General features: G+C 34.6%; 12 protein-coding genes and 1 pseudogene. 4 read left to right on the forward strand and 9 right to left on the reverse strand.

What is annotated here, in order from left to right:
- From WBF61_RS02500 to WBF61_RS02525, 6 genes and pseudogenes are all read right to left on the reverse strand, one after another.
- A pseudogene (locus tag WBF61_RS02500) lies at window positions 1–464 on the reverse strand (1,4-alpha-glucan branching protein GlgB); the annotation flags it as partial.
- A gap of 348 nt (window positions 465–812) precedes the next feature.
- Entirely contained in the window at window positions 813–2,240 is a 1,428-nt protein-coding gene (locus WBF61_RS02505; RefSeq protein ID WP_424253625.1) for a DUF1116 domain-containing protein, read from the reverse strand.
- On the reverse strand, window positions 2,237–3,787 hold the full coding sequence (gene fdrA, locus WBF61_RS02510) for an acyl-CoA synthetase FdrA (protein WP_424253627.1): 1,551 nt from the start codon (window positions 3,785–3,787) through the stop codon (window positions 2,237–2,239). Before fdrA ends, WBF61_RS02505 begins: the two co-directional genes overlap by 4 nt.
- The gene (locus WBF61_RS02515; RefSeq protein WP_424253628.1) at window positions 3,765–4,670 is read right to left on the reverse strand and encodes a DUF2877 domain-containing protein; all 906 of its coding nucleotides are present in this window, start codon (window positions 4,668–4,670) and stop codon (window positions 3,765–3,767) included. Before WBF61_RS02515 ends, fdrA begins: the two co-directional genes overlap by 23 nt.
- 28 nt (window positions 4,671–4,698) lie before the next feature.
- Complete coding sequence (locus WBF61_RS02520; RefSeq protein WP_424253630.1) at window positions 4,699–5,808, reverse strand: ankyrin repeat domain-containing protein; 1,110 nt, start codon at window positions 5,806–5,808, stop codon at window positions 4,699–4,701.
- Between the two features lie 55 nt (window positions 5,809–5,863).
- Window positions 5,864–7,420, reverse strand: a complete 1,557-nt coding sequence (locus WBF61_RS02525) for a hypothetical protein (protein WP_424253631.1) — start codon at window positions 7,418–7,420, stop codon at window positions 5,864–5,866.
- A gap of 262 nt (window positions 7,421–7,682) precedes the next feature.
- Between WBF61_RS02525 and WBF61_RS02530 the strand changes: the two genes are divergently transcribed.
- From WBF61_RS02530 to WBF61_RS02545, 4 genes are all read left to right on the forward strand, one after another.
- Window positions 7,683–9,353, forward strand: coding sequence for a PucR family transcriptional regulator (locus tag WBF61_RS02530; protein WP_424253633.1), 1,671 nt, complete (start codon window positions 7,683–7,685; stop codon window positions 9,351–9,353).
- A gap of 193 nt (window positions 9,354–9,546) precedes the next feature.
- Window positions 9,547–10,146, forward strand: coding sequence for an NfeD family protein (locus WBF61_RS02535; protein ID WP_424253634.1), 600 nt, complete (start codon window positions 9,547–9,549; stop codon window positions 10,144–10,146).
- Between the two features lie 2 nt (window positions 10,147–10,148).
- Window positions 10,149–11,144: a flotillin-like protein FloA gene (gene floA, locus WBF61_RS02540; protein ID WP_424253636.1), complete on the forward strand. Its 996-nt coding sequence runs from the start codon at window positions 10,149–10,151 to the stop codon at window positions 11,142–11,144.
- A complete protein-coding gene (locus WBF61_RS02545) occupies window positions 11,144–11,680 on the forward strand; it encodes a hypothetical protein (protein ID WP_424253637.1) in 537 nt (178 codons plus the stop codon). The genes floA and WBF61_RS02545 overlap by 1 nt, the downstream gene beginning before the upstream one ends.
- A gap of 86 nt (window positions 11,681–11,766) precedes the next feature.
- Here the strand turns inward: WBF61_RS02545 and WBF61_RS02550 are convergent, their stop codons facing one another.
- The 3 genes from WBF61_RS02550 to WBF61_RS02560 all read right to left on the reverse strand — a co-directional run bounded on the left by WBF61_RS02550 (window position 11,767) and on the right by WBF61_RS02560 (window position 13,800).
- Window positions 11,767–12,678: an ROK family protein gene (locus WBF61_RS02550; RefSeq protein ID WP_424253639.1), complete on the reverse strand. Its 912-nt coding sequence runs from the start codon at window positions 12,676–12,678 to the stop codon at window positions 11,767–11,769.
- A gap of 170 nt (window positions 12,679–12,848) precedes the next feature.
- Window positions 12,849–13,391 carry an ECF transporter S component gene (locus WBF61_RS02555; RefSeq protein ID WP_424253640.1) on the reverse strand — a complete coding sequence of 181 codons (543 nt, stop codon included), beginning with the start codon at window positions 13,389–13,391 and terminating at the stop codon, window positions 12,849–12,851.
- Window positions 13,381–13,800 (reverse strand): DUF4430 domain-containing protein, encoded by a 420-nt coding sequence (locus WBF61_RS02560; protein ID WP_424253642.1) that lies wholly within the window; start codon window positions 13,798–13,800, stop codon window positions 13,381–13,383. Before WBF61_RS02560 ends, WBF61_RS02555 begins: the two co-directional genes overlap by 11 nt.
- Window positions 13,801–14,050: the final 250 nt, after the last annotated feature.

Here is a 14,050-nt window from a genome sequence, read left to right on the forward strand (position 1 = left end):
GCCATAGGTCGAGTTGCATGGTTGTATCTTTTTTTATTAGCCATCCATAAACTATCTTGCCATTTTTTTTGTGGCAAATCCTTTACAATCGAGGCATCTTTAGGACGAACTTCAAATGCATAAGCATAAGGATCTATTTTTAATTTAATTTCTCCATTTGCTTGTTCAATTAAATATTTATAACACTGTCCTTCTTGTGCATTGGGTGTAAAAATTGTCCAGGATCCTGTTTCGTTTACTTTTTCCATCTCTAATCCATTAGTCCAGTCGCAAAAATCTCCTACTATAGATACCTTTTTCGCATTTGGTGCCCATACAGTAAACCGAAATCCTTCTGTTCCCTCATAATTTTCAAAAGAACAACCTAGCGCTAAGTAACTATCAAAATGTTGACCTGTATTAAATAAATACATCTCTTTTTCTAATAACCTTTGATTTGTTTCTTTATTCACTTGTTTGACCAACTGTTGGACTCCTTTCTATAAAAAGAATGATAGGCAAACCTTACACTCATTATTTTATCATTTTTTTCTAATAATTACATCCTATATCCCTTATCTTACTTGGAATACTACTTAAAACTGAACAACCCCTTATGTATCAATAATCGAACGGTTTTTTAAAATGATTTTCTTACGAAATGTTTCCGCTTCCGCTTAGTGAAAAAAATTTACTGTCCTCTGGTAATATGAGAATTTTTTCATTCCCTCCTATTTTTATCAAAAAAAAAAACGATTCTTCAGCTCGTGAATAAAATCCACTGCTACAAGAATCGAATTTTTAGTTAATAAATTATATCCGTTCTATTTTTATTAATGAATAGCTTCTTCCAACGCTTTGATAGCTTTTTCAAATGCTTCAAATGGAGGATTTGTGATTCCTGCACCGATCATACCAACACCAGGATCTTTATGTGCAATAGCTGTATTAATAATTGGTAGTTTTCCAGTCGCAATTACTTTTCTAACATCAATTCCAGTTGGTACACCCATAAAGTCTAGGACTGGAATAGTTACGTTAGGGTTTTCGGTTGTTGTAATTTCTAACATTTCTTTTGAATAACCCATCGCTTCTTCAACCGTTCCACCAACTAAAGGAACAATAGCAGGCGCTGTTGCCATTGCAAAACCACCGATTCCATAAGTTTCTGTAATGGCACTATCGCCAATATCCAATCCAGAATCTTCTGGTTTGTATCCAGCAAACATTGGACCAACAACCTTTTGAGAAGGTCCAGTAAACCAAGTGTTGCCTTTCATTCCGCTAACACGGATACCAAATTCAACTCCATTACGAGCCATTGTAGTAACAATTGTACTATTTTCGATACCATGTGCTGCATCTAATGCACATTTACATAAAACCATCCATGTAGGGCCAGAGAAATAATCACTACTTGCTACAAAGTCAAAAACTTCAATTTTTTCCTTTAATGAATAATCTGTTTTAACAATATAAGGCGTCAAAGCTTGAATTAATAACGTTGTTCCGGCAACGTTTCTGTTGTGACACTCGTCTCCCATATGCAATGCTGAAGAAAGAAGTAAGCGTAAGTCAATTCCTTCTGGACATAACTTCATTGCATCACGCAATACTGGTCCAAAAACATCTCTCATCCAGACCAAGCGATCGATAACCGTTTGATCGTTAGCACCGAAGCGCAAAATCTTAGACAACTGCTCACTTAAGTTAGTGAATGCTAGATTTCCGTAAGTTTTGTTTTCAACAATATGCATAAACATAGAAGCTGACGTAACACCGGCCATTGACCCAACACATTGATGCTCATGACATGGAGAGAACGTTATTTTACCTGATGCAGCAACTTCTTCTGCTTCAACTAAATCTGCTGCTAAGCCTTCAAAGACGATTGCACCAGTAACAGCACCTTTCATCGGCCCACTCATGTTTTCCCATGCTATTGGAGGACCCGCGTGTAAAATCGTTGTTTTGGTCATGCCTGGCACACAATTAATCGCTTGATCGTAACCAATTAAAACGGGTTGCGATTTTATAATTCTTTCGACTGCTTCTTTATTAGCTGCTTCAATTTTTGCTTGTTTCTCTTCTGAATTTAAGCTATCCAGTAAAGCTAACAATTCAACGTTTCCTCTTGCTGGTGGTGACCATTCTAATTGAGTTGCTACTGCACCTTGTTTCTTGATATCTTTAGAAATGAAATCGATTCCTACATTAATAACATTAACCTCACTGTTAAATAATTCCTCTATTTTATTCATTTAGAGTCTCCTTTCAATACAAACTCTCTAGCTAACAAGCCAGTATTTTGGCTGCTACTTGAAATCGTTACTCCTGCATTCACTAATTTTTGTGTTTGTTCTTCTATATTTTGTACATCTAATTCTGTTCCTAATACATATCCTAGAATTTCTAAATGACGACCAGCTTCTTTAGCTTGTTTTTTAGCTTCTTCTATAGCCGGTAACATCACGCCTACAGGATCTTCATGTGAACCATAGCCTAAAACAAAATCCATTGCTATAACAGCAACTTCAGGATCAGCTGCTTCTTTTAAGAATCTATCAATACGTGTTGATGGATCAATCATTGGATGAGGCTTACCACTTGTGAACTCGTCAGAACCAAAATCAATAAACGTATGAGCCTGGCTTTTGTTATTATCTACTAGTTTAAATTCAGGATTTGGATGGATGTTACTATAAACATTGTCTAGTTTTTCCATCGCAGCAAACATTGCTTCGTCACAAAGTGTTCCACCACAGAATAGTCCACGAATGTATTTTTGCTCATCGGATAGTTTAGCTCTAACTTCTTCAACTAGAGGAATATTTAATGGGTGTGTATCCAACTCCTCTTCTTTTGCGCCTGCAAGCACGACAGCTTTAATCGCTGCTTCTTTTGAGCGTTTAGCATAATGTCCGCCAGCTTTTGTGATTGTTTCTTCATCGCCACCTAAGAAGTAGACAACAACAGGTTTTTTGCTCTTTTTAACAGCCTCTAGTACTTTTACTTCTACTGATTTTGCTGGTGGTTTTGAAACAAGCACAATAACTTTTGTATTGTCGTCATTTTCTAATGCTGCAAGACCATCCAACATCATGATTCCGCCAATGGCTTCACTTAGATCGCGTCCACCCGTTCCGATTAATTGAGAAATACCATAGCCAAATTCGTGGATACGTACACTCATTTCTTGAGCACCAGTTCCAGATGCTGCTACAATTCCGATAGTACCTTTACGAACTTTATTCGCAAAACACAATCCGATATTATTGATAATTGCTGTACCACAGTCTGGACCCATCACGAGTAATCCTTTTTCATGTGCATTTTGTTTTAATGCTAATTCTTCTTCAACACTTACGTTGTCACTGAATAACATCACGTTTAAATCTTTATCTAATGCGGCTTGTGCTTCTCTTGCAGCAAATGCTCCATTAACAGAAATCACAGCTATGTTTGCCGCTTCTATTTCGGTTGCAGCTTGATTGATTGATTTATAAATGGTCTCACCTTTTTGAGGTTTTTTAACTTTTGTCGTAAACAATAAGTCAATTTCTTCAAAAATCATATCGACTGCATCAGGGTTATCGGTTTCAATCGTAATCATTAAGTCGCCCGTTCCCGCTTCATCAATCTCAGAAGAACCCATTCCTACATTACGGATTACTTCTTTATTCATATCCGTACCCATACCGATCATTGCTTGTTTTACATCTTCTATTAAGTTTGCTCTTGTTGATAAAGACATTAAAGATACGGAATCAAAATACGTATTCTTTTTAATTTTTGCTTGTATTGTCATTTTGCTCCTCCTGTTTTAAAAGTAATGTTAGTCCGTTTAATATGCCCCAAGCCATTTCAGTACCTGAGGATGATCCAATTTCCATAACTTTAGATAATGTTTGTTTAATACTTTCTTCTTTTTTTTCACTCACTAACGCTTCTATGAATAAGCCAACTGTTTCTCTTGTTTGACCAATAGCTGCATACCTTAATGCACTGTAGCTGATGATATTAGTATTGCTCTTAGCTTCCTTAACAATTAATTCACTCCACTCCTTTTGACGGAAGTTCTCATTCTTATTCATTGAAAAAGCCAAGAGCAAACCTACAAGGAAATCATCACCAGAAGGAGTTAACCCTTGTCCTAATCCAATCAACTGCTTTGCATGCTGAATATTTTGATTTGTACTACTCGTTAGAAATTTTTCTATTAATAATGTGGTGCGTTCTCTGAGCATTCTACCCATTTCTTTATCAAAAGCTGTTAGCTTACTTTCTTTTTCCAATAACCATCTTGCATGACCTTTACGACCAATTTCTCTCTTAGCTATAGAAATATTTTTAACTAAATCTTTTTTATCTGTTGGAAAGTCAATTAGTTGGCATTCCCAAGTTGGTGTGCTTGTTAGATTAATAGATAAACTTCCATTAATTTCTACTTTTTCTGGAGATAAAAATCCACGCATGTTGGCATCAATATCACATCCGTTAAAGTCAGGTAAATCGATAACCAAAGTAGCAGGAGCATTGTCAATTTGACTACATGCAAGTGTAAACAGTTCATCTTCTATAAGAATATTGATTGTCCGTTCAAAAACACTATGAACGATTAGTACTATTTTTGAATCGTTTGTCATTTCTTTGAATTGTTTATCCATAGAAAGTGCTCGGACGTGTTTCACTTTTGCTCCTCCACTCTAGTTGTTACTGTTATTTTGTTTGTTTATTTTTTTTAAATTCTTCTAATAATTTATCCGCTTCATCAGCATGACCCAGCACTCTTAAACTATTGGCTTTATGGAACAGGTAATCATAACGATCGGGATCATTAGACAATAATTCATCCATCTCTTTAATCGCTTCTTCATGTCTGCCTAGTTCTCTTAGATAGTTAGACTTATGGTATCTAAAGAAGAAGTTTGTTGGATCTTGTTGAATGGCTTCATCATAAACAGCTACTGCTTCGTCTGCTTTCTTTTGCTCCCTTAGCGCATTAGCAATGTAGAAGTAAAATTCAGGATTGCCATCTTCTTTATGAAGAGCCTCTTTAAATACAGTTACACCTTCTTCATAACGATTGAGTAGAGTTAATGTGTACCCTTTTAGGTAGTCATACGTTAAATCAGATGCTGAATTTCCAGCTTGCTCAATTGCTTGTAGCGCTGCTTCAAATTTATTAGTAGAAATTAAGTCCATTATCGCTGTAAGTTCTTTTTCATCTGATTTATTTTCACGATTCAATAAAGCTAAAATTTTATCTTGGTTTTTTTCGGTAGCCCAATCAATTGCTGTTTTATTATCGTGATCTTTTGTTGTTGCATCTGCGCCATTGTCCATTAATAGTTTTATAATGAGTGTATATAAAACACCACCATCTCCAAGAACAACTGCTTCTTGTAATCCTGTCCAACCCAAATCATTAATATGATTTACTGGCACTCCAGCTTTAATCGCTACATCTACTGCTTTCAAGAACCCTTTTTCACTACTTGGCAATAAGGCTGTCCCGCCAAAACGGTTTACTAATGCAACGTCTGCTCCATACTTTGTTCCTGCTTCTAAAATTTCATGAAAACCATTAGCAGCTGCACATATGAAAGGTGTTAACAGCATATTGTCTCTTAAATTTACATCAGCTCCTGCTTCCATTAATAATTTAGCTAGCTCGATATTGTTTTGTTGTGTTGCAGACATTAATGGACTTCTTCCTCTTTCATCTTGAAAGTTTACATCTACTTCATCCGTTAATAACTTTTTCACTTCACTTGTATGACCTAATTCCGTTTGGTTCATTAGTTCCTCATTTTTACTTCTACTCACGTTTGACACTCCTTTAAATCCTTATTTTCATTCACTGATTATCTAATCTCATCTATTAAGCTGATTGATTCGGAATAGCTGTTGCTGTATCTGCCTCTTCTTTTTCTACAACTTCTTTTTTATCAACAACATATTTATATACAAACAATCCTGCAATTAATAGGTAGCCGATTGTAATACCAAATTGTTGATTTAAACCAACTGATACAGAGTGAATAACTCCAGTATACGTTAACGCTGCTGATACCAATGCCGTGATAATTCCAGCGGATGATTTACTTCTAACTGAAAAGACTACTAGACAACCCCACAAGATAGAACTTAACGGTGCTCCACTACCTAAAGCAACTAAACCTTTGTGGTAAACTCCAGCATCTGTAAATGCTGCTAATCCAACGCCAGCTGCATTTGTTCCTGCTGCTGTAAGTGTGTTATTTACTAATGTTAATGCCCAGTTTGCTATCCAAGGGAACAGACAAACGAAAACGGCTGCCATTTCTGCTTTTGGTGTTTCGTTTACTGCTTGAACCGCTACAACAATACCAACATAGAAAAGAATTGGGAAAACTGCACTTAATGGGATAATACCAAGTAAAATACCACCTAATCCAAATAGTGAGATGATAAACATTGTAAAGCCAGTTACAAGTGTATAACCAATTCCAGCTCCAATTGATTTCCAACCTGGATGTCCAATGTAAACTGTTGTTGGGAATGGGTTTCCGAAGAAACAACCAATGATTGAAGAAAATCCGTTTGCTAACATAATGTTTCTAACGTTAAAGTCATCACCAGCTGCTGCTGCAGACTCAATATTTTCTAAGGTAAAGATAAAGTTTGTTACACCTAATGGAATTGCTGAAACTAAGAACAATGCTGCCGGAGGAATTCCTTCAAACAATTCTTTTATTTGTAAGATTGGGTAAGAAAAACCAAGAGTATCTGCCCCTGCTACAACAGCTGCAAAGTCCATTTGTCCAAATGCCCAAGCTAAGATTGTACCTACTGCTAGGATCAAGAATCCAGTTGGAATTTTAGGTAAAATAGGTTTTTTACCAAACCAGTTAATAAAAATGATTGCCAAAACAACAAAAGCAACATAAGGTGCTTCAAAAGATTGCAAGATTGGATTCATTGCTAAAAGTAATAATCCTAAACCTGCTAAACATGAAAGCAATACACTACGTGGGATAATTTTTCTTAACCAGTCTCCTACGAAAGCTCCTGATAATTCAATCAAGGCCTCTAAGAAACACCAGCCTAAAGCAACTTTCCAAGCGTACATAACGTCACCTGTTTCTCTAGCTATTGGCATAATAACCAAGAAAATAACTAAGAAAATAGATGGTGCACTAGGACCTGAAGGTAGAGCGGTTACATCTGTGCGACCTGTCTTCTTCATTAAGTTTTTACCTGCATACCAATAGAAGAAACCTGCTAGAAATAATGCTAATCCAAAACCTGGTGCAATTCTTCTATAAACAAATTCTGCTGGCATTCCTACTGCAAAAATCAATAGGCCTGACATTGTAAAGAAGTTCGTTAAATTGTTTGCCAATAATCCGAAATAGGCACCCCAGTCACCTTTTTTCCAACCTAATAATTCACTCATTTTTTTTACCCCCTACTATTTTTTAGTTGATTGCCATTTTATAATATATAATGACTTCTTTATTTTTACCTTCGGCTTCTCAACTACATCCTTAGTATAAATAAAGGAAGCCTTTTCATCACTAGTCACACTATACTAAAAAACAGTTTTTTTATAGTTATTATATACAGAAAATTAGATAGAGATATTCTTTATAAAATGGTATACTGACAACCTGGTAAACGGTATCATTTCACTAGTACTTATAAAAGGAGATTCAGCTATGTTAACCGTCAATGATTTTTTAGAATTAGCCCCATTTAAAGAATTTAAAGTTGTTTCAGGTTTTAAAGGATTAACGAACAAAATTTCCAGTGTGAATATTATGGATAATCCTGATGCATTAGATTGGTTTTCACCGGGCGAGATGTTAATTACATCTGGTTATTTTTTCAAAAATGATAAAGACATGCAAAATACGCTAGTCCACCAGTTAAAGGCCATCAACTGTCCGGCTCTAATTATCAAGCCAAGACGCTACCTTGGAGATATCCCAGAAAATATGAAGCAGTTATCTAATGAGTTAACTATTCCAATTATTGAAATGCCTTATGGAATTGCTTTTTCTAAAGTTATGATGCGCGTCATGGAAGAGCTTTCCGGAGAGCATGATATTCTAAATAAACAATCTTTAGATATACATAACGAATTTTTCCAATTGTCACTCCATGGCGGCGGTCTTCAAAAAATTTCAGACGCGTTATCTCATATGATGGATTCTTCGATTTTCTTATGTGACCAAAATTGGAGGTTGCTTAATTCATCTATGACTGAACTGGTTCATAGCGGTAAAGAAACTTACCTTTCCCAACAGTTTTTCGATAGCCTGCCACCTGAATTTGAGAATATTCAAAAACCGTTAGTGCGTAGATTTTTAGTTGAAGACAAAGAGATGTGTTGTGTTATCATGCCCGTTTTTTTTAACAACACACCTTATGGCTTTATTGTTGTTTGGGATCTTACTCAAAAACTGACAGACCATCATTTTATTGCTTTAGAAAATGGGTGTATGGCCTTTGCACTTGAACGTATTCAAATAAGAGAAATTGAGCGGACTCGAAACCGCATTCGTCAAGATTTTTTTGATGAATTATTAGCTGGTAAAATTACTTCGTCAACTTCTCTTACTAACCTAGCTGATTTACACGGTATAGACTTAACACTATGGTATACAGCGTACGTTCTCAAAGTAGAATTTCAAGACCTCTTTTCTGATGATTTATTAGAAGCAGCACATCAAGAAGAAAATAAAATGAAACAAATTAGTCGTTTTATTGTGAAACAGACCAATAAGAGCCCTAAAACGTTTTTAATTTTTCATCGTAAAAAACAAATTATTATTCTTGTTGGTACCTCTCCTAAAGTTACTATTGAAGATAAAACTAGTTTAAAAACTGAAATGGAAGAACTGATTCACTCAATTGAACTAAACTTTTCACACTGTATCCTCTATTGTGGAATTGGAAGGTTGACTAAACAACTATTCGATATTAATTTAAGTTTTTACGAAGCTCAAGAAGCTTTGCGACTGACACAGACAAAGACCATTAAGCAAAAAACGTATCACTTTGACGATTTTACTATTCATCATTTTTTAAAAGATAATGTTAGTCAAAAAGAAATGCATAAATTATTTTCCTACACATTGGGAGAATTATATGAACATGATCAAAAATTTCAAAGCGAGTTAATTGAAACGTTAGATTGTTGGGTTTTAAATCAATTAAATATTGCTGAAACGGCTAGACAACTATATATTCATCGCAATAGTTTGCTTTATAGAATTGAAAAAATACAGCGAATTCTTTTGCTTGATCTCAAAGACTCAGAAGAAATATTAAAGGTCCAATTAGCATTGAAAATTTATCATATGCTTTATCAAAAAAACTCTTAAAGTTAGTCTATTGTCGCTTTTAAAGCGTTCTATTTTTAATAAATAATTAACCCAATAAGTGTGCATATTCACTATAGGAGTGGTAAAATATAAGTATCTATTTTAAATTCTTTTTTCAGTAACTTGTTAAAACGTTTTTTTAATTTATTATCTTATATAGAAGAATCTAGTCAATTAAAGGAGGTGAATAAATTTGAATATCTTACTTTTGAGTGCTGGTTTTATCGGACTAGTTATTGCTGGGTTGACCATTCATTATTTATTAGGTGGTTTATTAGCCGTTGGTAGTTTTGCTGGTTACTTTTTTTTAAATGGTAATGGAGAGTGGTTTCCTATTGTGATTTTTGTTTTAGGTATCCTTTTACTACTTTTAGAAGTCTTTATCCCTAACTTTGGTGTTGCGGGTGTGTTGGGAGGTCTATTGCTCTTTGGAGGCATCTATCTCAATTACGGAGACGCTGGCCAGAGCTTGTTTGACTTAAGTATTGCTGGAATTATCTCTGTAGTTTTAGCTATCATCCTTCTGAAAAAGGGGTACTCTTTTGGTAATTTTAAAAAACTAATACTGGAAGAAAATATGACTAAAACGAGTGGTTATTCTAGTAGTAAAGACTATACTGACTATTTAGGAAAAAGAGGAATCACTACTACAACATTAAGACCTACTGGTAAGGTAGCTTTTGATGAGATAGAATTAGACGTACTAAGTTCCGGAGAACAAATTGAATCTGAAGTTTTTGTCGAAGTGATTAAAGTTGAAGGTTCTAAAATAATAGTCAGGAGAGTGTCATAATTATGTTATTAGAAGAAACTAGTGGATTAATAGGTATCGCTATTATTGCGATAATCGTCATTATCATTTTAAGTATGTTCTTCCGTTTTGTACCTGTTGGATTATGGGTAACGGCTTACTTTTCAGGAGTTAAAGTTTCAATTGGTACATTAGTTGGAATGCGTTTAAGAAGAGTTGCTCCTCAAAATATTATCCGCCCTTTAATTAAGGCTACAAAAGCTGGACTAGATATTAATATCAATGAATTAGAAGCTCACTACCTTGCAGGCGGAGATATTAATCAAGTAATTGATGCTCTAATCGCTGCACAACGTGCTAATATTGATTTGGTATTTAAACAAGCCGCTGCTATAGATTTAGCAGGCCGTAACGTGTTTGAAGCCGTTCAAGTCAGTGTTAATCCTAAAGTTATTGAAACACCTGTCATTGCTGCTATGGCGATGAATGGGATTGAAGTTAAAGCTCGTGCTAAAGTTACTGTACGTGCTAACATTGAACGTTTGGTTGGTGGTGCTGGTGAAGAAACTATCATTGCTCGTGTTGGTGAAGGTATTGTAACAACTGTTGGTAGTGCTGCAAAACATACAGACGTTTTAGAAAATCCGGACTCTATTTCAAAAATGGTTCTTAAAAAAGGATTAGACTCTGGTACGGCTTTTGAAATTCTTTCAATTGATATAGCAGATATCGATGTTGGACGTAACATTGGTGCGAGTCTACAAATGGAACAAGCTGAAGCTGATAAAAATATTGCTCAAGCAAAAGCTGAAGAAAGACGCTCAATGGCTATCGCTCAGGAACAAGAAATGATCGCAGAAGTTCAAAAAATGCGTGCTCGCGTAGTAGAAGCCGAAGCTGAAGTTCCTTTAGCATTAGCAGAAGCATTACGATCAGGTAATCTAGGCGTAATGGATTACTACAATATGAAAAATATCGCTGCAGATACTTCTATGAGAGATTCTATTTCTGGGTTAGGCGAAAGTGAACGTGATGAATAATGGAACTATTTACTCTCCTTAGTTTTTTAAGTTCTTTTATTCCTCTTCTTATTATCATTGCTGTTGTAAAAGCAATAGGGAGTTCTCTTTTTGACCAGACTAAAGGTAAAAAGAGTGGTGCGGTATCTAAATACCAGGAATTCATGAAGGAAATTAATCAAGAAAAAGATCGTTTGAGGAATGTTCCAACCAAAAAAGAAGCTTCTAACCAAGAAGTTTCTCGTGTAAAACAAAAAGCTGCAAATATAGCGCAACAACGAAATAACCCTTACTTGTCTACTAAAAAAGATCAGTACCAACAGCCTAAGGTGAAATCTCAGCCTTTGGCCGAACGAAATAGGATTCAAGCTATTCCAAACAGAGATGATCTAACAAGATCTTACCCAAAAATGGCTGCCTCTACTAAAAAGTTTGTTCAAACGAACAAACAAGTAAGTAAAAAAAAGAAACAGACTCCTTATCAAAAGGATATTATTAAAGGCATCGTATACAAGGAAATTTTAGATAAACCTCGTGCATTGAGGCCTTATAGATAGAGAAAAGAAGGTTAGGACGCCAAATGTCCTAACCTTCTTTTTCTTTAATTTTTTGTATGATTAACTAATGTAGTTGTTGCTAACATTCATTCAAATGAAAGTTGTTCATTTTTTTTATAATTATACAAGGCTCCAATAATATTTGCTTTATTGCCATGTTTGCTTTTTTCAATCAGTGGTGCATAAAATAGTTCTGTATTTTTCTCTTTAAAAACTTCAGCTACACTCTTATTAATCAATTCAAGTAACAACGGCTGTTTACTAATTCCACCACCAATTAAAAATTTTTCAGGATCTAAAATAGCTTGAAGGTTGAAAATTTGAATAGCTAAAGTTCGACAATATTCATTTAGACAAGTTAAAACTTCAAGATTTCCTTCGTTTGCATATTGAAATACAAGGTGTCCATCTATTTGATTTAATGGAATCTCACATCGATTTGAAATAGTCTTAAACAATTTTCTTAATCCTGTTTGAAAGCCAAACATATAATCCTCATCAGAACTTCTATCAGAATTTGTTTTGATAAAGGAAACCTCTCCTGCAGAGTAATGATTCCCTTTTAATAGTTTACCATTGCTTATGATCCCACCACCAATACCGGTACCTAAAACAAGAATTACACCATTTTCAACTCCTATAAAGTTCCCTTTCCACAATTCACCTAATGCTGCTGCTTTCCCATCGTTTTCGACATGAATCGTTGTTGGACAACGTTCTTCAAGTAGTGAAATCATATTCATGTTTTTAATATAATCTAATGTCCCCCCATGAACAGCAAAACCGGTTCTTGAATGGATAATTCCTGGCATGCTAATAGCCATCCCTTCAATTTCATCTGCATAGTCATCATATATTTCACCCATTACTCTAACAAAACTATCCAATGAATCCATAGGTGTTTCTCTTTTCTCCACTATGTCTATACAACCTTCATCATTAATTAAACCATATTTTATTTGAGTTCCTCCAATGTCGACCCCTAGATAATCCGCCATTTTTTTACCTCCCCACTTATTTTGTTTCGTTAGCCCTTTTTGTGACTGTTTCCTCTATTCATTCTTTAACTTAACTTTACCATGAATTAGTTTCAAACCGCACGTTTTAGCTTCTCACAAAAAAATACAGCCGCTTTACTATCGACTGTATTCTTATCTATTAATTTTTTCTACTCGTGGAAATAATAAGTATCAATTGATTTCGTTAATAATGGGAATAATATTGGTGCTAATATTAAATAAAAGACACCGTTCCCAAAAGCATGTAACGTGTCAAAAGAAAGTCCTGAAAAATAATAGACCCAAAAATTTTGTATTCCAAAAAAAGGAGCTTGTATAGCTGAAATAAAAAAACCATAGGCATATCCTGTAATTACACTATACAAAATCATTATAAAAAAAGGAATTTTTTTATAGATTGGTTTTATAAATAGACCTGTAGCAACGACAATTAATGCAAATGAAACAATTTGAGCAATTGTCCAGATTCCCATTCCTAGATTTAAATTGGATACAAAGATAGATAGGGTTGCAACTATCAATGCATCTGTTATTCCAAGTGTTAGTGTTAAAATAATTAGAATGACTGTCACAGGTTGAACATTAGGTAAGAACTGAAAAGCTGAGCGACTAACATAACAAAGAGCTGTTAGCATAGCTAATAATGTTACTCGTTTAATAGACATTTTACGAGAAGAGTGCTTAAATGCCATCTAAATTCCACACAATAACATCTTCATCCTCTAAAACATAGTCAGCAGCTCCAACTGTCGCTTCTTTTCCATTTATCGTATACAACCAATATTTTCCTTCTTTTTCATTTTGCTCATACTTATCTATAGCTGATATAAAACCATCTTTAGCTGTTATATCATAATTTTCTTTCATAACTTCTAATAAATTTTGGCCTTCTTCAGATTTCAATTCTTTAGAACTATTAGTCAATACTTTACCTTCTTCTTGTATAATAATAGAAGTTGTAATGGTTTCAGTTGTCGCTACTTTAACTTCACTAGGAACTAACGCGGAACTCTCTTCAACAGTCATTTGACTGATAGTCCCACATGCCGCCAAAGTTAAAGTCGTAAACGCTATAAATGTGATTTTCATTTTATTTATCATATTTCTCTCCTTTTTCATGATCTTAGTTTAGACTATAAAAAGCTCAAATTAGCAACTAATTTTTGACTTCCGTTCTATTACTTACAATACCATTATACCAGTTAATGTTATATTTCAAATAACAATTGTATCTGCTTTTCTCGTCCTGTAAATACTGTTTATACAGACGGTACTGGACTATTTTTGTTGCAAAAAATATTAGATTTACTAGATAAGTGCTATTACATTTAAGTCCCCTTTGATAGTCTAG

It is taken from the genome of Carnobacterium sp. (assembly GCF_049673005.1).
Classification (GTDB): domain Bacteria; phylum Bacillota; class Bacilli; order Lactobacillales; family Carnobacteriaceae; genus Carnobacterium_A.